Here is a 19618-nt window from a genome sequence, read left to right as displayed (position 1 = left end):
CTCAGTGCTCCCTGACCAGTTCGGCGTACGGTCCGCCGGCCGCGACCAGCGCCTCGTGCCGACCCCGCTCCACGACCGTCCCGTGGTCCAGGACCACGATCTCGTCGCTGTCGCGCACCGTGCTCAGCCGGTGCGCGATCACCACGCACGCGCACCCGCGGCGCCGCAGATTGGCGATGACGGCCTGTTCGGTCCGCGCGTCCAGGGCGCTGGTCACCTCGTCGAGTACGAGGACACTCGGCCGCCGCACCAGCGCGCGGGCGATCTCCAGCCGCTGGCGCTGGCCGCCGGAGAAGTTGCGGCCGTCCTGCTCGACCCGCCCGTGGATGCCCTCCGGGCGCCGGGCGATGACGTCCTCGTACAGCTCCGCGTCGCGCAGCGCCGTGACCACGGCCTCGTCGGTGATCGAGGGGTCCCAGAGCGCCACGTTGTCCCGGACCGTGCCCTCGAAGAGGAAGATGTCCTGGTCGACGAAGGAGACCGAGGCCGCCAGCGCGCCCAGGGGGATGTCCTCCAGCCGCTGCCCGTCGATGCGGATCGTCCCCTCCCACGGGCTGTAGAGGCCCGAGATCAGCCGGGAGACGGTCGACTTGCCGCTGCCGGACCCGCCGACCAGGGCGATCTGCCGGCCCGGCCCGACGGTCAGCGAGAAGCCGGTGAGCAGCGGTTGGTCGAGCGGGCTGTACCCGAAGGTGATGTTGTCCAGGGTGACGTGTCCGGTCAGCCGGCGGGTGCCGGTCTCCGGCACATCGCGTGAGTACAACGGATCGACGGGAAAGCTCTCCACGTCCCGCAGGCGCGCCACGTCCGCCGCGAAGTCCTGGATGCGGCCCGCCACTCCGTTCAGCCGGGTGATCGGCGCGCTGAACCGCGCCACCAGCGCCTGGAAGGCGACCAGCAGCCCGATCGAGATGTACCCCTCCACCGCGCGCAGCCCGCCGATCCAGAGGATCAGCGCACTGTTGAGCGTGGCGAGCGTCGGCGCGACGACGGAGAGTACGGCGGTCGGCACGCCGAGCCGCTGCTGCTCGTCCAGGGTGGTGGCGTGCTGTCCCGCCCACCGTCGGAAGTAGCCGTCCTCGCCGCCGGTGGCCTTCATCGTCTCGATGAGCTGGAGGCCGGTGTACGAGGTGTTGGTCAGCCGGGCGGTGTCGGCGCGCAGCTTCTGGGTGTGGGCGGCGCGGAGCCGGATCACGACGCGCATGGCGACGATGTTGAGGAGGGCGATGAGCACGCCGACGACGGTGAGTTGGGGGTCGTACGTCCACATCAGCAGCGCGTACAGGATCACGACGACGCCGTCCACGCCGGCCGCCGCGAGGTCCCGGGCCAGCGTCTCGGCGACCGTGTCGTTGGACTGGAGCCGCTGGACGAGGTCGGCGGGGCTGCGCTGGGAGAAGAAGGTGACCGGCAGCCGCAGCAGATGGCGCAGGAAGCGGGCGCTGCCGAGGGTGGAGGAGATGATCCGCCCGCGCAGCAGATTGGCCTGCTGGAGCCCGGTGAGGACCGCAGTCAGGGCAACCATGACCGCCATCGATCCGAACAGCGGCCCCAGCACCGAGGTCTGATTGTCAATCAGGAACATGTCGATGTACGTACGGCTCAGCGCGGGCACCGCCGCGCCGACGGCGACCAGCAGCAGGCTGGCGAGGAGCGCGGCCAGCAGGGTGGGCCGGGTGGAGCGCAGCCGGTCGGGGACGGCCCGCAGGACACCGGGCTTCCGGCCGCCCCGGCGGAACTCGCCGGTCGGCTCCAGGACGAGGACGACGCCGGTGAAGCTGGTGTCGAAGTCCTCGTCGGGCACGAAGCGGCGGCCCTTGTCGGGGTCGTTGACGTACACGCCGCGCCGGCCGAGGCGACGGCCGGGCCCGTCGTACACGACGTAGTGGTTGAACTCCCAGAAGAGGATGGCGGGCGCCCGCACCCCGGCGAGGGCGGCGGACTCCATCTGCATACCGGTGGCTCGGAGGCCGTAACTGCGGGCCGCCTTCAGTACGTTGCTGGCGCGCGAGCCGTCGCGCGACACCCCGCAGGCGATCCGCAGCTCCTCCAGCGGAACGTGCCGCCCGTGGTACGCGAGCACCATCGCGAGGGCGGCGGCACCGCACTCGACGGCCTCCATCTGGAGGACGGTGGGGGTACGGACGCTCCTCGGCCGCTCGGGCGGGACGGCTTTACGGGGGTTACGGGCCGGCCGGGTCGTCCGGCCCTTGTGAGGCCTATGAGGCTTGTGGCTGCTCTTGCGGGTGCTCTTGTGGGTGGAGGAGGGGCCGGGAGCGGTCATGGAAGCAGCCATTCGATCGGATGCTGCTCGGCGAGTTCGATGGAGCCGCCGGCCAGCGTCATGGAGTCCAGCCGGTAGGGCGGGCCCTGCGAGGACGACCACGTGAAGCCGGACTCGCCGCCGTCCGGATCGGTGGAGAGACGGACGAGCACGGCGACCGACGGCCCCTGCCGGGAGAACTGCTCGCCCAGTTGGCTGCTGCCCAGGAAGCCGGAGATCCGCTGGCGCGTCTGGGCGGTCCGGGTGACGGACTCGACCGTGCCGCGGAGCACGCCGTACTGCTGGGTGGGCACCGACTGCACGGTGAGGTCGACGGAGGCGCCGACGGGTACGGTCGCGCCGCTCCCGGCGGGGACGTACAGCATGGCCATGAGCGGGTCGTCGGCCTTGGCGACGCGTTCGACGGCCGCCACGTCCGCGCCGGGGGTGATCACGGAGCCGATGGTGGCGGCGAGCGCGGTGAGCCGACCGGAGGCCAGGGTGCGGACGACGGTACTGCCTTTGGCCGTACGGACCTTCACGAGAGGGGTGTCGGCGGCCACCCGCTCGCCCTCCTCGGCGAGGACATCGGTGACCTGCCCGGCGACCGGGCTCTGGAGGACGTAACTGCCCTGCGCGTGGGTGAGGACGCCCGAGGCGCTGAGGGTGGAGGACACGGTGCCGGTCACCGCCCAGAAGGCCGCGCCGGCCATGACCGCGAGCGTGACGACGAGGACGAGCCCGCCGCGCGGGCGGGCGTAACGCACGGGCAGGTCGATGTCTTCCGGGGACTGCAGCTTCGCAAGGGCCTGTTGACGAAAGCGCACGACACTCTTCCTCGACTGCCATCGTTTGCCGCAACTCAACTGCCTAGGGGAGAGCGGGAGAAACGGGGTACCCCGTGTGCCCCGGATCCGGTGGGATCCGGGGCACACGGGGCGGCGCACCGGTATGGGGAGAACCGGCGGCCGGGCATCACTGCCGTGAAGTGTGCCGTTCAACGGCACACGGCCGGATCAGAGACCCGAGACGAGACCCGAGACACCCTGCAGGTTGAGGCCGGTGGCGGCGTCGACGGTGCCGGTGGCGGCCTGGAGCGCACCGGACAGCGAGACCGGCGCGTCGGCGGCCAGGCCGAGGGCGTTGTTGTTCAGGGAACCGTTGAGGATGCCACCGGACACGTTGTCCAGGTCGGCGTCGGAGATGACCTGGGTCGGGACCTGGGGGGTGGAGTTCATGAGGAGCTTCCCTTCACATGGATATTTCGAGGGCGTGCGGTGGTCGGCTCGGAGGATTTCTCTGACCCGTCGAACTGCGACGGCCGTAGAAAGCTGAGCAGGATTCATGAATCCCTTCTGTGGCTCCCTGGGGTGAAATCGCCGGGCCGACTGCCGCAGTGCGATGGATCAAAGCACGCACTCCGCCCAGGCGGCCAATCACACCGAAGCGGAAGAGGGCTTATGGCGACAGGGAATTGCCTTGAGGTGAAGAGGCGGTCATGGGGGAGGTGGTGTCTCTTCACACGATCTGCCAGGTGAAAGACCAATCCACACGGCGACCGGCACCGAGGATGCCCCCCTCTCCTTCCTGATACCCCGACCTCAATCGGAACGGAAACCGAAAGCGGGACGGAATGTGAATGCTGCGCGTCCGCGGTGGAGATCCATGGAAGAGGGGCTAAATTACCGACGAGTGTATCCCGGGAGTGTGCGCGCTGTCGCTTTACGTGTTCAGCGCTCGGTGCTGGACCGTTCTGTGCCACATTTCCAGGCAGTACGCAGCTGGCTGGTGCGGCTTTATCCGATACGGCCTTTCCATACCAGTCACCTCAGGCCGCACGACCTCAGGTCCGCCCGCTACTACCCGGTTCATCCAGGGGCTCAACGGAACACGACTGCCTGCGCAGGGAACGAACCGCCGAGAGTTTCCAGCGGAAGGCCCGACGGAACACCCCCGCCTGCGCGGGGACCACGAGCCCCGTCTCCCACCCCTAGGGAGGCGGGGCGGAACACCCCCGCCTGCGCGGGGACCACGTTGAAGACGATGTTCGCCATCGCGGCGAGTCCGGAACACCCCCGCCTGCGCGGGGACCACCCCACCCAGCGGTCTGGGTGTCCTGCGCCCGTCGGAACACCCCCGCCTGCGCGGGGACCACTCCTCTTCGTCCACGCACCAGTTGAAGAACGTCGGAACACCCCCGCCTGCGCGGGGACCACTTCCTGACCTGCGACGTTAGAGAGGCTTTGCCATTTGTTGACCCTTCGCTGCCCTCGCCACCTGCCCATCCTCGCAGAGGTGGGAATGTCCGTCGGGCGAAGTGATCAGAAGCCCCGGTCGGGCATTGCGGCGTTTCCTGTGGAGGTGGCCGCACGGGCCAGCATCCGGCGTGGCGGCCGGAGCTGGGGCAGGTGCAGCGGACAGTTCGGGCAGAAGGTGGGGCATCCGAGGCGGGCGCAGGTGCGGGGTGCAGGTGCAGCGGCCGGGCGTTCGTCCGTGCAGCTCAGTAGGTAGACCCGCGAGCCGCAGTGGTGCGCCCTTGTGCACCCCCAAGCCCTGAACGGTCCGCAGCCTCCCCCTACTTCACCGTGATCGACCCCACGAAGGCGTCCAAGTCCTCCCCGTCCACCGTGTCCCTCGCCGCGTTCAGCCGCACCACGAACGGCACGCCCCCCGAGTCCACGCCCGCCACCAGGACCCCCGTCATCGGGGTGCCCCTGTTCGGGGTGTCCTCCTTGCCGTCGGCCGTGAAGTCGTAGTCGATGCGGCGGGCGTCCCGGGCGTCACGGGCGGTCGAAGGGCCTGCCAGGCGGACGTCCTCCGTCGCCTTGCGGGTGGAGCTCAGGCCGATGCCGGCGCCTGCCGCGGCCGCCGCCTCGGCCGCGTCGCTCACGCCTGTGGCGAAGTTCAGCTGGACGGAGACCATGCCCGTGCGGATGCCGTCCTCCACCTTCAGCGCCACCGCCGCGTTGCTCCTGCTCCGCTCGGCCGCCGGCTGCTCCACGTACCCCTGGTCCTTCGGGTAGCCGACGCTCAGGCTGTCCGTGTCCAGGGTGGACCAGCCCGCCGGGACCGGGGCCTTGCCATCGGCTGCGGCGTCGGCGTCGTCGCCGCAGCCGGTCAGTGCCAGGAGGAGGGACAGGCCCAGGGTGGCCGTCGCGGCCCGCCTGCCCGCAGGGAGCCTTCTCGTCATCGTCATCGCCTCTCAGGTCCACCGTCCGCTCGGCGGCCGTCAGTTCGCGCAGTAGCTGTACGGAAGATACGTGCGGCCGTCACCCCGCGGTGCGCCCAGGAACCGTGCGTCCGTCAGCGTCTCCTTCTTCTGCTCGTCGGAGAGCGCGAACCCGAGGCTCATCCCGAGCGAGATCTCGAAGCCGAACTCCTGCGCGTCCGTCTCCCCGAGGTAGCGCATCGTGCTGGACAGGCCGTCCTCGAACATGAGCTGCGCGAAAGGATCGTTGCCCGTCGGGCGGGTCTCCATGCCTCGGTCGCCGAAGAGGTAGGCGAAGGGGGCCGTGTTGTTGCCGGAGCCGTCCAGCCACTGTTCGGCGACGGCCCGCTTCGCCTCGGCGGCCGCGTCGGTCTCCTTGCCGAAGACGATCGAGTTCGTCACCACGTCGATGCCGCTCTCGCCCGAGGGGTCCGACACACTGCCCTTGCCTCCGCGCTTGTCCGCCCCCGTCTCGCCGTTGTCGCCGCCCACTTCGACCTTGCCGGAGGGGGAGTCGGTCTCCACCGTCTGCGTCATGTCGATGCGGACGATCTTCCCGGTCTTCTGGTCGCGGGTGACGGTGATGGCGCCGGTACGGTTCTGCCCGCCGCTCAACATGCCCTTCACCGGGCCCGTGTTGCCGCTGAGTTTGCCTTCCAGCGTCAGCTTGGCGGTGTACGTGTACGACTCGTTGCCGCTCACGTCGTCCTTGGTGATCGTCACCTCGGGTGAGAACGTGGCCTTCCCGCCCAGCTTGGCGCCGAGTTCGTCCTCGTCGCCGCCCTTCACCGAAAGGCCGCCGTCCGCATAGGCGTTGAGGGCGACCGTCGAGTACGAGATCTTCTTGTCGCCGATCTTCCGCTCGATGTCTTCCTTCTTCTCCGCCCACTTCATGCCGGAGTACCAGTTGCCCCCGTACCCGCCACCGTGCTTGGTGGCGGTCTCCCACATCTTCATCTCCTCGATGTCGTCCCGCATCTTCTGCGCCTCCTCCTCGCTCGCGAAGATCCAGGTGTCACCGTTGGTGATCTTGATGCCGCCGCCGATGTCGATGTCCGCCTTCCCGAGCTTCCCGAGCCTCGCGCCCGGCGTACTGGCCGTGACCCCGGCGGAGGCCGCGTCGGTGAACGTCATGGAGACGACCTTGTCGTTCCCGTCGACCGTGCCGTCCCCGTTGACGTCGGTGCCGGCCTGGGAGACCTTCTGCTGGAAGCCGTACTCCTCGCCCCACTCGAACCAGCCGATCTTGACCTTGCCGCCCGCCTTGTCCGAGACGGACGAGATCTGGCACATCTTCGGCTCGTAGTCGGCGTCCGTCCTCGGCTGCGCCTGCGGATCCCCGCCGCCCGTGGTGCACGACCCGCCACCCCCGCCCCCGGCCAGCGCGCTGATCACGCAGCGGATACGTTCCCCGATCTGCCCGCCGACCCCCGCCATCGCCATCGCGCCGACCAGCGTCACGACGAGGACCACGACCCCCAGGTACTCCGTCGCCGTGGCGCCGCTTTCACGCCAGTTGTACGAGTACGTCGGCGGGGGAGCGGGCCGGGTGGCGCGCTCCTCCAGCAGCCGGTCGATGGCCAGGCCCGACGCCGCACCCGTGGCCAGCGCTACCACCGGCATGAGGACGCCCTCGATCCCCACCGCCTCCCACGAGACCGCGAAGCCGTACGCCAGACCGGTCAGCGGTACGGCCAGCGCGGCGAGCAGGTAGAGGGCGCGGGAGTCGCGGTGCTCGTCGGGGAGCATGCGGGCGGCGGCCAGGACGGTGAGCAGGGTGACGGCGAGTGCGGGGATGTGCAGCAGGGACAGCCGCCAGCCGAACGACTCCAACCGCGCCTCGCTGCCCAATAGTTCGAGCAGCACCCGGCTCGTCAGGAATCCGGCGCCGAGGTACACCAGCGCGCCCGTCGCCCAGCTCCGGGTCAACGCGAAGAAGCGGCCGCCCAGTTCGGTGCCTGCCAGGGCGCCGGAGCCCCCTGCACCCCGGCGTCCTGGCGGTATGTGGCCCGCGCTTCTGTCTCCCATGCCGCCGCCCCCGCTCACCGGTGCAACCTCTCCCCGAACCCGCAACCCGCAACCCGCAACCCGCAACCCGGCACCCGGCACCCCGAAACGCTGTGCGCGTGCTGACTGTCGGCCGTGAGCGTACGGCCGGGAAACGTCCCCGGGCGCGGGTCCCCGGCCCCAAGTTCGGGCCCAAGCCGGCCGGGCGCCGGCTCCCGCCTCGCTCTTTGGGCCGTCCGTGGGTCCGTGGGCCCACGCCGCACCCGCCGGTCGCTCGGTACGCTCGGAGGTGCTGGCGACCCCCTCCTCTTGCATTTGTGCACGCGAATTACCAGATTCATGTCGTGATGAGGACGGGGACGTCGATGGGTGTCGGGTTCTTCCACTCGTACCACCTGGGCTGGACCCGGCTGGACGCCGCAACACTCCTGGGTGACCTGGAGGCGGAAGGGCTTCGCCCGCGGCATCCGGTGACCGGGCGGACCGTGCTCGTCAGCCTGGACCACCCCTCGTCGGGCGCCCGTTCGCCGGTGACACGCGAGCAGCTTCTTTACCTTTCCGGTCTGCAAAGGCTCCAGGAGGTCGGCTTCCGGCTGTGGGTGGACGAAGGCCCCGACCTCCTCGTACGCATACGGCGTGCGCGCGGCGGCGTCGTCGCCGTCGAGTTCTCCGTGGGGGAGCTGCCGCCGGTGGAGCGGGAACGGGCGGTGAGCGCCATCCGGCGGACCGTCGGCCGGGCCTCCGTGCTCTGCATCGGCTTCGTCGTCGACCGGAGCGGCGCGACGGCCGGCACCGACTGGGACGGGGTCGTCATCGAGGGCTCGGCGCCCCTCGACTCCTGGCCGGACGCCGTCGCCGTACGGGAGGAAATCGCCCACAGGCACCCGCAGTTGACCGTGATGGACTCCGTCACGATCTCGCCCTGGAAGGTGTTCGGGAGCGCCGTCCCCAGCCTGTGAGCACGGCGGCCGCATGTGCCCCGAGCGTGGGCCCTCGGACCCAAGGCGCCTGCTGGTGAGGGGAGTTGGCGCCTCCCGTCGTAACCGATCAAGGAGGCCGATCAAGGAGACCGATCAAGGAAGCCGATCAGCCGCCGCCCCGGCCGAGCCACCGTCCCCGAGCCACCATCACCGTCCCCACCCCCACCCCCGAGTCCTCAAGGCGCCGAGGCCAGGAGCATCCGCCCCGAAGGAGATAATCGGCAATATGTCCGATCACCAGCTCCGTACCCGACGGATGCCCGGCGCCCCGCCCCCGCACCCCCGCGGCCCCGGCCCCCGCACGGCCGCCGCACTCCGGGCCGCCGCGCCCGCGCTCGCGGTCTACGCCGCCGTCCGGGCTCTCGGGCTCCTGGTCCTCTGGGCGGCCGCCCAGGCCTCCGGCAAGGACCCCCTCGCGCGGCTCACCGGGCGCTGGGACTCCGTCTGGTACCAGCGCATCGCCGAGAACGGCTACGGCTACACCGTCACCCTCCCCGACGGTGCCCTCCACTCCGACCTGGCCTTCTTCCCCCTCCTCCCCGCCCTGGAGCGCGGGATCTCCGAGGTGACCCCGCTCACCCTCGGCGGCGCCGGCCTCCTGGTCGCCTGGACGGCCGGGCTGCTCGCCGCCTGGGGCATCTTCGCCGTCGGGGCGGAGCTGTACGGGCGGCGTACGGGGGTGGTGCTGGCCGCGCTCTGGGGCGTTTACCCGACCGCGTTCGTCCAGTCGATGGCGTACACGGAGACGCTCTTCACCGCACTGGCCGCCTGGGCCCTGTACGCCGTCCTCAAGGGCCGCTGGCTCGTCGCGGGCGCGCTCTGCGTCCTGGCCGGACTCACCCGCCCCTCGGCCGCCGCCCTCATCGCGGCCCTGGCGATCACGGCCGCGGTCACCCTCGTACGGGAGATCCGCGCCGGGAGCGGCATCGGCCCGGCGCTCCGCCGCAACGCCCGCATGATCGCCGGAGTGGCGCTCGCGCCGCTGGGCTGGCTGGCGTACGTGGTGTTCGTCGCCGTACGTGAAGGCAGCTCGGTCGCGTACTTCGACGTCCAGGCGCAGTGGGGCAACAGCATCGACGGCGGCCGCGCGCTCGCCGCCTTCATCGCCGGGCTGCCGCTGCCCGCCGCGCTCGGGCTCTGCGCGGCGCTCGGGCTGCTCGGCTGGCTGGTGGTGCTCTGCGTACGGCAGCGGCAGCCACTGCCCCTCCTCGTCTACGGCATCGCGATCGTCGTCATCTCGCTCATCGGGGCCGGGTACTTCGGCTCCCGGCCCCGCCTGATGATGCCCGCGTTCCCGCTGCTCCTCCCGCCCGCCGCCGCCCTCGTACGGCTGCGGAGCACGGGACGCACGGCCGCCGTCATCGCCGCACTGGCCTGCGCCTCGGCGGCCTACGGCGCCTGGACCCTGCTCGGCGCGGGCCCTCCGTAGGCGCTCCGCAGGCGGCGCCCCACGCCTTACGGGGCACCGGGCGCCGCGGCCTTCCCCCAGGACGTGCCCAGCGCCCGCAGCTCCACCCGGACGCCCGGCCGCACCCCCCACCGCTCCATCGCCCCCGCCTCCGCCTCCACCACATGGCGCGAGCGCAGGCGCGGCAGGCCGAGGCGGCCGGGCTTCATCGTGCGGACCGCCAGTACGGTGAACTTCCGGTCCAGGTACGCCACATCGATGGCGAACCGCATCCGGAAGGTGTGCACGCTCCCGGCCGGCGTGAGCAGCAACGCCCCGTCGATCCCGTCCCGCCCCAGCAGCCCGCGCGTACGGGACCGGTACGAGGCCGCTATCCGCAGCGGCACCTCCCGGGCCCCCGCGTCCCCGCCGACCGTCAGCGTCCCGTCGCCATCACGCCAAGTCCTCATGGGCACCGACCGTAACCCCCGGCGCCCGCCCCTGGGTCCCGAACGGTCCGAGTGGGCCCCAGGACCCAAGCCCCCTGCCCGCGCGGCCGATTAGGGTCGTGGCGTGGACCTCGTGCTGCTCGCCGTCGCCGCTGTCTGGGGTGGTGCCACCGGACTGCTGATCCCGCGCGCCGCGTACCGGTTCGCCGTCGAACCCGAGGAGCCCTGGCGCACCGCCTGCCCGGCCGGGCACGCGTTCACCGGCCCGCTCGGCGGCTGGTGGGGCCCGGCCCGCTGCACGCCCTGCACATCCCGTGCACCCCGCACACAGGCCTCCGTACGGTACGGAGACGAGGCGGAAGCCCCCGTCCCGTACGGGGACGAGGCCGAGGCCCCCCTCCCGTACGCCCCCGGCACCCTCGTCCCCCTCGTCACCGCCCTCGCCTGCCTGGCGCTCGCCGCCGCCACCGGGCCCCGGCCGGAGCTGGCCGCGTGGCTGCTGCTCGCCCCGCCCGCCGTCCTCCTCGCCACCGTCGACCGCCGCGTCCACCGGCTGCCCGACCCGCTCACCCTCCCCCTGGCCGCCGCGGCCGTCCTCCTCCTGGGCGGGGCCGCGCTCCTCCCCGGACACGCCGGATCCTGGACCTCCGGGCTCCTCGGCGGGCTGGTGCTCGGCGGCTTCTACCTCCTGCTCTTCCTCATCAACCCCAACGGCATGGGCTTCGGCGATGTGAAGCTGGCCCTCGCCCTGGGTGTCGCCCTCGGCTGGTACGGCTGGGAGGTGCTGTTCCTGGGCGGGTTCGCCGGGTTCCTGTTCGGCGCGGCGTACGGGCTCGGGCTCGTCCTGCTCCGACGCGCGGGGCGCAAGACCGGCATCCCGTTCGGCCCGTTCATGATCGCGGGGGCGCTGGCCGGTGTCCTGCTGGGCGCTCTGGCGGCCTGAGCCCCCGGCCCCGGCAGCTGAACAACCCCTACGCCCCGGAATCCCTACGCCCCGGAACCCCTACGCCCCGGGACCCGTACGCCCCGGAATCCATTCGCGCCACCCGCCCCCGGCCTGGCACGATCCCCGTATGTCCGAACAGTCCCCTCCGCCCCCTCCGCCCCCTCCTGCCTCTCCGCCCCCTCACTCCGCACCGGCCTTCGCCTCCGCTGCCTCCGCCGCCTCCCGCGACCGGTTCGAGGCCCTCCTCGCCGAGGCCGGCTCCGTCTCCGTGGACGGGTGGGACTTCTCCTGGCTGGAGGGCCGGGCCACCGAGCAGCGCCCCTCCTGGGGGTACGCCCGCGCCATGGCCGGCCGGCTCGGCGAGGCCCGCGCCGCGCTCGACATCCAGACCGGCGGCGGTGAGGTGCTCGCCGCCGCGCCGAAGCTCCCGCCGGTCACCGTGGCCACCGAGTCCTGGCCGCCGAACATCGCCCGCGCCACCGCCCTCCTGCACCCCCTCGGCGCCGTCGTCGTCGCGGACGCGGACGAGCCGCCGCTGCCCTTCGGCGACGCGGCCTTCGACCTGGTGGTCAGCCGGCATCCGGTGACCACCTGGTGGGAGGAGATCGCCCGGGTGCTCACCCCCGGCGGTACGTACTTCTCGCAGCAGGTCGGCCCGGCGAGCGTCTTCGAGCTCGTCGAGTTCTTCCTCGGCCCGCAGCCGCCCGAGGTGCGCCGCGGCCGCGATCCGGAGGACGCGCGCGCCGCCGCCGAGGCGGCCGGCCTGGAGGTCGTCGATCTGCGTCCGGAGCGGCTGCGCACCGAGTTCTTCGACATCGGCGCGGTGGTCTACTTCCTCCGCAAGGTGATCTGGATGGTGCCGGGATTCACCGTCGAGCAGTACCGGCCCCAACTGGCGGCACTCCACCGGAAGATCGAGGAGGAGGGGCCGTTCCTCGCCCACACCACCCGCTTCCTGATTGAGGCCCGTAAGCCCCTGTGACGTACCAACGAGTGTCAACCTGCTTACCAAGGACGCCAGTTCAGCCTTGCCCGCCAGGCAACGCGATCGCGCGAGCAGCCGTCCTACACGGTGGGAGCAGGCCCAGCGAGGGAGACGGGGAGCGGCCATGACGGTGGAGAGGGAAGAGTACGGCAGCCCGGTCGGGCGCCCCCGGAGTCCCCGGAGCGGCAACTCCGACTGGCTCACGGGGTCCCGGATCACCGCCGTGCAGGGGGTCTTCTACCGGCCCGAGGGGCGCGCGGGCGAGCCGGAGGCCGTGGAGTTCGTGATCGAGGGGGGCCAGTCCGTCCTGCTGACCTGCACCTCCGACTGGACGTTATGCGTCACCCCGGGCGCCTGGCCGCTGCTGCCCGACTGGTGCGTACCGGCGAACCAGTGGCAGCACGCCCCGCTGACGCAGTTGCCGCCGGTGCCGTACGAGGGTGGCTGGACGGTCGTCGGCACGCTGGAGCGCAGGGACGGGGGCGGCGAGGTCCACGAGGCGGTGATCCGCTGCCAGGAAGGCGACTTCGTGGTCGCGGCGGGAGACACGCTGGCGGTCCGCTTCCACCCGCACTGAGAGCCCCCTACGTGTACGCGCCCTACGCGTGCGGGCCCACCGACACCGCCCCCACCGTCAGCTCCGCCCGCCCCTCCATGATCGTGCCCACCCGCTCGACTTCTTCCTCCAACTCCCGCAGCCGCCCCGCCGGAAACGACTCCAGCGGCCCCAACGGCTCCACCGTCACCGCGATCCGCCTCCCCGAACGCCGCTGGTGCCAGACGCCCGCCACCGTGCCGTCCACCAGCAGCACCGGGTAGTTCCCCGCCTGCCCGCCCCCGAGCGCCCGCTCGTACGCCCGGCCGGGGAAGAGCCGCTCGCGGGGCTGCGAGGCGATGGCGAACGCGTCGAAGTAGGGGAGCAGGCGCACACCCCGTACCGGATCGGCCGGGAAGTCCGTGTCCCCCGCCACCACCCAGGCGGGCCCGGGGTCCTCGAACGCCACTTCCTCGATCGCCCCGGAGCCGGCCAGCGCGGCGAACAGCCCCTCCGCCCACCGCTTCGGCGCGGCGAGCCACCGGGCGAAGTGGGCGGGGGTGGCCGGACCGTACGCGTACAGGTACCGCTCCACCAGCGCCGCCTGCGCCTCCGCACTCCGCAAGGGCGTGCAGCCGGGGTTCGTGTAGGTCGCCCGGCGGCCCCGGTTCGGAGCGTAGGCCAGCACGCCCCGGTGCCCCGCCAGGTGCAGGACCTGCCGCCAGCGCGGCCACATCTCCTGGAAGCCGGGCATCACCAGGTCCCCGGCCCACGGCCCGGTCCGGGCGACGACCTCATCGGAGAGCTCGTCGACCGTGAGCTCCGCCCCGGTCAGCGCCTGCCCGATCGCCGCCACGACCTCCTCCACCTGCGCCGGGGTCATCCGGGCGTCCTTGGAGAACGGATTCGGGCCCGTCGGTACGGCGGAGAGCGCGCCGGTCCACAGCGGCAGCTCCGGCGCCGGCAGGAGGTGGACCGTGCCGCGCGGCCCGAACGTCTTGACCAGGCTCCGCCGGGCCGCGTCGTCGGCCCACAGAGCGGTACGCACGTCCGTGCGCGTCAGCCCCGCGCCGCAGAGCCCCGCACCGCGCAGCCCCGCACCGCGCAACCCGACCGAGAGCTCGGCCGCCGACAGCACCTGGGCGTGCGCACCGAGCATCGCGCCGACCGCCTCGGCGGGGGAGAGCCCGGGCGCCGGGCCCGACAGGTGCTGGCGGGCCAGCCTCCGGGCGTTCGCCTCGGGCCAGGTCACGGTCACGTATCCACGGGTGCGGGTCGTCATGGCACGAACCTAGAGCGCCTTCAGGCCGGCTTCTGTCCGCAACGGCGGCCCCCGGCTCCCCATGGCGTCAAGCTTGCGCCGCTCCGCGCCCCCTCGATACCGGAGACGAATCCGGACCCGGAAGCCCCGCCCGACAGGCTCCGACGGGCTCCGGACAGGCCTCCTCCCCGCCTCCGGACAGGCCTCCTCCCGCCTCCGGACAGGCCTCCTCCCGCCTCCGGACAGGCCTCCTCCCGCCTCCGGACAGGCCTCCTTCCGGCCCCAGGCGGGCCTTCTTCCGGCCCTACGGAGTCCGGCGCAGCCGGAGAGTAGTTGCGGAGTGGCGCTGCACGCGGCAGGACTTACGAAGGGTTATGGTGGAAACCCCCCCCTCGGGCCGGTCCGTATCCCCCCCACGGACCGGCCCGTTTTGCTGCCCGGCCCCGGGCCGGGCAGCAAAACGGGCCCGGCCCCACCAGAACTCAGCCGGAGCTCCACCGGTCCGCCCGGAGACCCCCGTGAGCCGGCACCAGCCCTCAGCCGCGCCCCGCCCAGATGTTCGTCCCCTCGGTGTCCACCGCGAAGGCGTCGATCTCCTTCAGCTCCGCCGCCGTCAGCGCCGGTCCGGCCAGCGCCGCCACGTTCTCCTCCAACTGCTGCACGCTCGACGCGCCGATCAGCGCCGACGTCATACGGCTGTCGCGGAGCACCCACGCGATGGCCAGTTGGGCGAGCGACTGGCCGCGGCCCTGCGCGATGTCGTTCAGGCCGCGCAGCCGGCGCAGGACCTCGTCCGAGAGCAGGCCCGGGTCCAGCGACTTGCCCTGGGTGGCGCGCGAGCCCTCCGGGATGCCCTTCAGGTACTTGTTGGTCAGCAGGCCCTGGGCGAGCGGCACGAAGGAGATGCAGCCCATTCCGGCCGCCTCCAGGGTGTCGAGCAGGCCGTCGTCCTCGATCCAGCGGTTGATCATGGAGTAGGACGGCTGGTGGATCAGGGCGGGGACGCCCATCTCCTTCAGCAGCCCGGCCGCCTCGGCCGTCTGCTCGGCGTTGTACGAGGAGACGCCGACGTACAGCGCCTTGCCCTGCTGGACGGCGGACGCGAGCGCGCCCATCGTCTCCTCCAGCGGGGTGTGCGGGTCGAAGCGGTGCGAGTAGAAGACGTCGACGTACTCCAGGCCCATCCGCTTCAGCGAGGCATCGAGCGAGGAGAGCAGGTACTTCCGCGAGCCCCACTCGCCGTACGGGCCGGGGCGCATCAGATAGCCGGCCTTGGTGGAGATGACCAGATCATCCCGGTACAGGGCGAAATCCTGCGCGAACAGCTTGCCGAAGTTCAGCTCGGCCGAGCCGGGCGGCGGCCCGTAGTTGTTGGCCAGGTCGAAGTGGGTGACCCCGAGGTCGAAGGCGCGGCGCAGGATCGCCCGCTGGGAGTCCAGCGAACGGTCGTCGCCGAAGTTGTGCCACAGGCCCAGCGAGAGGGCGGGCAGCTTGAGCCCGCTGCGGCCGGTGCGGCGGTACTCCATCGTGTCGTAGCGCGAATCCGCAGCGCGGTAGGAGAGCTCTGGGGAGAGGTATTCAGTCACTTTCCCTCCTTATCACGGAGTTGTGACAGACCGGGTTGGGCCCCCGTGACCCGATCGCAGTAATGTGGCGGCTTCGGGGAAAGCCGACGTGCGGCGCGGCTCGTACCCGCGCGGGTCCGTGCGGACCGCGCGGCGCTCCCCTGCGAGGGCGGACCCCGGACGACCCCCGGCGACGGGGAGGGCGGGCCCCGGGCCCGTACGGAACCGAGAGGGTGAACTCAGTGAACTTCCGCGACCTGGTGTACAGGCTCTACGCGCGCCGGGTGGAAGGCCGCCTGGACCATGACCAGGTGCCGAAGCACATCGGGGTCATCCTCGACGGCAACCGCCGCTGGGCGAAGGCGTCCGGCGGCTCGGCCGTGCAGGGCCACCAGGCGGGCGCGGACAAGATCTCCGAGCTGCTCGGCTGGTGCAGCGAGACCGAGGTCGAGGTCGTCACCCTCTGGATGCTCTCCACGGACAACTTCGACCGGCCCGAGCACGAGCTGAAGCCGCTCCTGGGCATCATCGAGAACACCGTGCGCAACCTCGCCGCCGACGGCCGGTGGCGCGTCCACCACGTCGGCACCCTCGACCTGCTGCCCGCCGAGACGCAGACGGTGCTCAAGGAGGCCGAGCAGTCGACGTCCCATGTCGACGGGATAATCGTCAACGTCGCCGTCGGCTACGGCGGCCGTCAGGAGATCGCGGACGCCGTGCGCTCGCTGCTTCTGGAGCACTCGGAGCGGGGCACGACCTTCGAGGAGCTGGCCGAGATCGTCTCCACCGACCTGATCTCCGAGCACCTCTACACCCGCGGCCAGCCCGACCCGGACCTGGTGATCCGGACGAGCGGCGAACAGCGCCTGTCCGGTTTCATGCTCTGGCAGAGCGCCCATTCGGAGTACTACTTCTGCGAGGTCTTCTGGCCGGCCTTCCGGAAGGTCGACTTCCTGCGGGCGCTGCGCGACTACGCCGCCCGCCACCGGCGCTACGGGGCCTGAACGGCCCGCTACGGGGCCTGAACGGCCCGCTACGGGGCCTGAACGGCCCGCTACGGGGCCTGAACGGCCCGCTACGGGGCCTGAACGGCCCCCTTCACCCGCATGGCCCGATGACTCCCCTATATAGATGACTCCTCCATATAGGGGAGTCATCGCGCATGCAGGGGCGTATATAGGGGAGTCATCGCGCGTCCACCGGGACTTCTCCACACCGTGTCATATGCAGCGGCATGGCTTCGGGCCGAACAGGGAATACCCCTGACAGGTCGACATCCGGTCACCAACCAGGCGGATGTCGCATCCAAGTGAGCGGCACCCAGTCCGCTCGCCCGGGAGGCCCTTTGCGCACGAAGGCCCGTAGCCGTGGACGCAGACAGCCTGCGGCCGACGTGGTGGCCGTGGTCCGGCCCGCGCACAGGGGGCCCGATCCCGGTCCGTCCTCTCCTTCGGGAAGCTCCGCGACCGTTCGTCGCACTCCCCGACCTCGTCCGAGGGGGTACGTCCTTCCGTGGTGACCAGTAGCAAGCGCCGCATGCCCGACAGGCGCACATACGTTCTCGACACCAGCGTCCTGCTGGCCGATCCCGGAGCCATGGCCCGCTTCGACGAGCACGAAGTCGTGCTGCCGATCGTGGTGGTCACGGAGCTGGAGGCCAAACGGCACCATCCGGAGCTCGGATACTTCGCCCGGCAGGCCCTGCGCCTGCTGGACGACTTCCGGATCCGGTACGGCCGGCTGGACGCCCCGATCCCGCTCGGGGATCTGGGCGGGACGCTCCGCGTCGAGCTCAACCACTCCGACCCCGGCGTCCTGCCCGCCGGATACCGGCTGGGGGACAACGACTCACGGATTCTCGCGGTCGCGCGCAACCTCCAGGCGGAGGGGTACGACGTCACGGTCGTCTCCAAGGACCTGCCCCTGCGGATCAAGGCATCCTCGGTCGGCCTCCTCGCCGAGGAGTACCGCGCCGAGCTCGCCATCACCGACTCCGGCTGGACCGGGATGACCGAGCTGTCCCTCTCGGGGGAGCAGGTCGACCTGCTCTTCACCGAGGAGACGCTCTACGTCCCCGAGGCCGCCGAGCTGCCCGTCCACACCGGGCTCGTCCTCCAGTCGGAGCGCGGCAAGGCGCTCGGCCGGGTGACGGCCGAGGGCAATGTGCGGCTGGTGCGGGGCGACCGGGAGGCCTTCGGCATCCACGGCCGCAGCGCCGAGCAGCGGATCGCGCTGGACCTCCTGCTCGACCAGGACGTCGGCATCGTCTCGCTGGGCGGCCGGGCCGGCACCGGAAAGTCGGCCCTCGCGCTCTGCGCCGGTCTTGAGGCGGTGCTGGAGCGGCAGCAGCACAAGAAGGTGATGGTCTTCCGCCCGCTGTACGCGGTGGGCGGCCAGGAGCTCGGCTATCTCCCCGGCAGCGAGGCCGAGAAGATGAGCCCCTGGGCGCAGGCGGTCTTCGACACGCTCTCGGCGGTCGCCGGGCGCGAGGTCATCGAGGAGGTGCTGGGGCGCGGGATGCTGGAGGTCCTGCCGCTCACCCACATCCGCGGCCGCTCGCTCCACGACGCGTTCGTGATCGTGGACGAGGCGCAGTCCCTCGAACGGAACGTCCTGCTGACCGTGTTGTCCCGGATCGGGGCGAATTCACGCGTGGTGCTCACCCATGACGTGGCCCAGCGGGACAACCTCCGGGTCGGCCGGTACGACGGAGTCGTCGCTGTGGTCGAGAAGCTGAAGGGTCATCCGCTCTTCGCACATATGACGCTCACGCGTTCGGAGCGTTCCCAGATCGCCGCACTGGTGACCGAAATGCTGGAGGAAGGCCACATCTGACCTGCATGTCCTTGTTCGTGCCGCCCGGCGAGCCAAAGAGCTTAGCCGGGCGGCATCGTGTTGCGCCGTCATTTCCGTCAAACGGATGGCCCAAACGAGGTGTGACCTTTCCCACGCAACACAGAATTGCCCCCTGGCGTCCCCGTCCGGCAGAGTCTTGCTTCCGTCAGGCCCCGCATACGGCACTTGGGCACCTCCAGAGGCGCCACGCACCACGCACCACACAACTCCACACGTGACCGCCGTATGCCGCCCGCGAGTACCACGCGGCGACCCTTTCACCGGGGTTGCCCATCGGGCCCGTGCCTCCCGTGACCCATGCAGTAGGGAGGCCAGTGCCAGGGGCACGAACGCGCCCGCGAGGTCACCTAAGCGGACGATGCTGGAAGGACACCATGTGAGCCGGATCTCGGTCCGGGGGTTCGCCGTGGCATCTGCCACTGCGGTCACCACCGTTGGCGCCGTCGTAGGCGTTGCTGCGGGCGGCGCACCTGCCGCCGACGACAACAACTTCGAGGCTGCCGCAGCCGACACCACGCTGCTCGCAGACATCCCCGCGGGCCAGCAGGCCCAGGTCCAGATCGCTTCGCTGACGCAGCAGGCCGATGCCCAGGCATCCGCGGCCGACGCCGTCGCGAAGAAGTCGGCCGAGGAGTCCGCCCGTCTCCAGGCCGCCAAGGACGCCAAGTCCAAGAAGGCGGCGGCCGAGGCGAAGGCCGAGGCCGAGCGGCTCGCCGAGGAGAAGGCGGAGAAGGAGAAGAAGGAGAAGGAGGAAGCGGCCGAGCGCGCCAGCCGGTCCTCCGTCCGCGACGCCTCCTCGTTCTCGGCGCAGGGCTCGTACTCCGTGGCCCAGGTGCAGGCGATGGCCCGTCAGATGGTCCCCGCCGACCAGTTCCAGTGCTTCAGCAACATCGTGAACCACGAGTCGACCTGGAACTACCGCGCGACCAACCCGTCCTCCGGCGCGTACGGACTGATGCAGGCCCTGCCGGGCCACAAGATGTCCTCCGCCGGCGCCGACTGGCAGACCAACCCGGCCACCCAGATCAAGTGGGGCCTCAGCTACATGGACGGCCGCTACGGCTCCCCGTGCGGCGCCTGGTCCTTCTGGCAGGCCAACAACTGGTACTAGGGGTGAACAGCCCTCCCGAGGCCCCCCACCGCGAACGCGGTGGGGGGCCTCGCGCGTGTACGGTC

At 71.4% G+C, this 19618-nt stretch carries 16 protein-coding genes and 1 CRISPR repeat array; of the genes, 8 read left to right on the top strand and 8 right to left on the bottom strand.

Annotated features, from left to right (window positions below; all coding sequences use genetic code 11):
• Position 1: 1 nt before the first annotated feature.
• The 5 genes from ACFWRT_RS07025 to ACFWRT_RS07005 form a co-directional block, all read right to left on the bottom strand.
• Positions 2-2284, bottom strand: a complete 2283-nt coding sequence (locus tag ACFWRT_RS07025; protein ID WP_380950531.1) for an NHLP family bacteriocin export ABC transporter peptidase/permease/ATPase subunit — start codon at positions 2282-2284, stop codon at positions 2-4.
• Positions 2281-3090, bottom strand: coding sequence for an HlyD family efflux transporter periplasmic adaptor subunit (locus tag ACFWRT_RS07020; RefSeq protein ID WP_380950432.1), 810 nt, complete (start codon positions 3088-3090; stop codon positions 2281-2283). Before ACFWRT_RS07020 ends, ACFWRT_RS07025 begins: the two co-directional genes overlap by 4 nt.
• Positions 3091-3279: 189 nt before the next feature.
• Entirely contained in the window at positions 3280-3501 is a 222-nt protein-coding gene (locus ACFWRT_RS07015) for a hypothetical protein (protein ID WP_018510296.1), read from the bottom strand.
• 705 nt (positions 3502-4206) lie between these two features.
• Positions 4207-4479: a CRISPR direct-repeat array (repeat unit 29 nt; unit sequence CGGAACACCCCCGCCTGCGCGGGGACCAC).
• Positions 4480-4838: 359 nt separating this feature from the next.
• Entirely contained in the window at positions 4839-5459 is a 621-nt protein-coding gene (locus tag ACFWRT_RS07010; protein ID WP_380950431.1) for a hypothetical protein, read from the bottom strand.
• Between the two features lie 33 nt (positions 5460-5492).
• Positions 5493-7499, bottom strand: coding sequence for a hypothetical protein (locus ACFWRT_RS07005; protein WP_380950430.1), 2007 nt, complete (start codon positions 7497-7499; stop codon positions 5493-5495).
• A gap of 344 nt (positions 7500-7843) precedes the next feature.
• Between ACFWRT_RS07005 and ACFWRT_RS07000 the strand changes: the two genes are divergently transcribed.
• Positions 7844-8437, top strand: a complete 594-nt coding sequence (locus tag ACFWRT_RS07000; RefSeq protein ID WP_380950429.1) for a hypothetical protein — start codon at positions 7844-7846, stop codon at positions 8435-8437.
• Positions 8438-8684: 247 nt separating this feature from the next.
• Positions 8685-9887, top strand: a complete 1203-nt coding sequence (locus ACFWRT_RS06995) for a hypothetical protein (protein WP_380950428.1) — start codon at positions 8685-8687, stop codon at positions 9885-9887.
• 26 nt (positions 9888-9913) lie between these two features.
• On the opposite strand, the gene ACFWRT_RS06990 is transcribed toward ACFWRT_RS06995, so the two are convergent.
• On the bottom strand, positions 9914-10315 hold the full coding sequence (locus ACFWRT_RS06990; RefSeq protein ID WP_380950427.1) for a DUF192 domain-containing protein: 402 nt from the start codon (positions 10313-10315) through the stop codon (positions 9914-9916).
• 103 nt (positions 10316-10418) lie between these two features.
• Here ACFWRT_RS06990 and ACFWRT_RS06985 point away from each other — a divergent pair, with 103 nt between their 5' ends.
• The 3 genes from ACFWRT_RS06985 to ACFWRT_RS06975 all read left to right on the top strand — a co-directional run bounded on the left by ACFWRT_RS06985 (position 10419) and on the right by ACFWRT_RS06975 (position 12802).
• Positions 10419-11237, top strand: a complete 819-nt coding sequence (locus ACFWRT_RS06985) for a prepilin peptidase (RefSeq protein WP_380950426.1) — start codon at positions 10419-10421, stop codon at positions 11235-11237.
• 130 nt (positions 11238-11367) lie between these two features.
• Entirely contained in the window at positions 11368-12222 is an 855-nt protein-coding gene (locus ACFWRT_RS06980; protein WP_380950425.1) for a class I SAM-dependent methyltransferase, read from the top strand.
• A gap of 127 nt (positions 12223-12349) precedes the next feature.
• A complete protein-coding gene (locus ACFWRT_RS06975) occupies positions 12350-12802 on the top strand; it encodes a hypothetical protein (RefSeq protein ID WP_380950424.1) in 453 nt (150 codons plus the stop codon).
• 22 nt (positions 12803-12824) lie between these two features.
• Here the strand turns inward: ACFWRT_RS06975 and ACFWRT_RS06970 are convergent, their stop codons facing one another.
• Both ACFWRT_RS06970 and mgrA read right to left on the bottom strand, forming a co-directional pair.
• A complete protein-coding gene (locus ACFWRT_RS06970; protein ID WP_380950423.1) occupies positions 12825-14042 on the bottom strand; it encodes a winged helix DNA-binding domain-containing protein in 1218 nt (405 codons plus the stop codon).
• A gap of 515 nt (positions 14043-14557) precedes the next feature.
• Complete coding sequence (gene mgrA, locus ACFWRT_RS06965) at positions 14558-15607, bottom strand: L-glyceraldehyde 3-phosphate reductase (RefSeq protein ID WP_380950421.1); 1050 nt, start codon at positions 15605-15607, stop codon at positions 14558-14560.
• Between the two features lie 221 nt (positions 15608-15828).
• Between mgrA and ACFWRT_RS06960 the strand changes: the two genes are divergently transcribed.
• The 3 genes from ACFWRT_RS06960 (at position 15829) to ACFWRT_RS06950 (ending at position 19553) form a co-directional block, all read left to right on the top strand.
• Positions 15829-16590 (top strand): isoprenyl transferase, encoded by a 762-nt coding sequence (locus ACFWRT_RS06960; RefSeq protein WP_380950530.1) that lies wholly within the window; start codon positions 15829-15831, stop codon positions 16588-16590.
• Positions 16591-17098: 508 nt separating this feature from the next.
• Positions 17099-18421 (top strand): PhoH family protein, encoded by a 1323-nt coding sequence (locus ACFWRT_RS06955; protein ID WP_380950420.1) that lies wholly within the window; start codon positions 17099-17101, stop codon positions 18419-18421.
• 397 nt (positions 18422-18818) lie between these two features.
• Positions 18819-19553: an aggregation-promoting factor C-terminal-like domain-containing protein gene (locus ACFWRT_RS06950; RefSeq protein ID WP_380950419.1), complete on the top strand. Its 735-nt coding sequence runs from the start codon at positions 18819-18821 to the stop codon at positions 19551-19553.
• Positions 19554-19618 lie beyond the last annotated feature (65 nt).

It is taken from the genome of Streptomyces cyaneofuscatus (assembly GCF_042718795.1).
Taxonomy (GTDB): Bacteria; Actinomycetota; Actinomycetes; order Streptomycetales; family Streptomycetaceae; genus Streptomyces; species Streptomyces cyaneofuscatus_A.
This window is presented reverse-complemented; position numbering and strand designations above follow the sequence as displayed.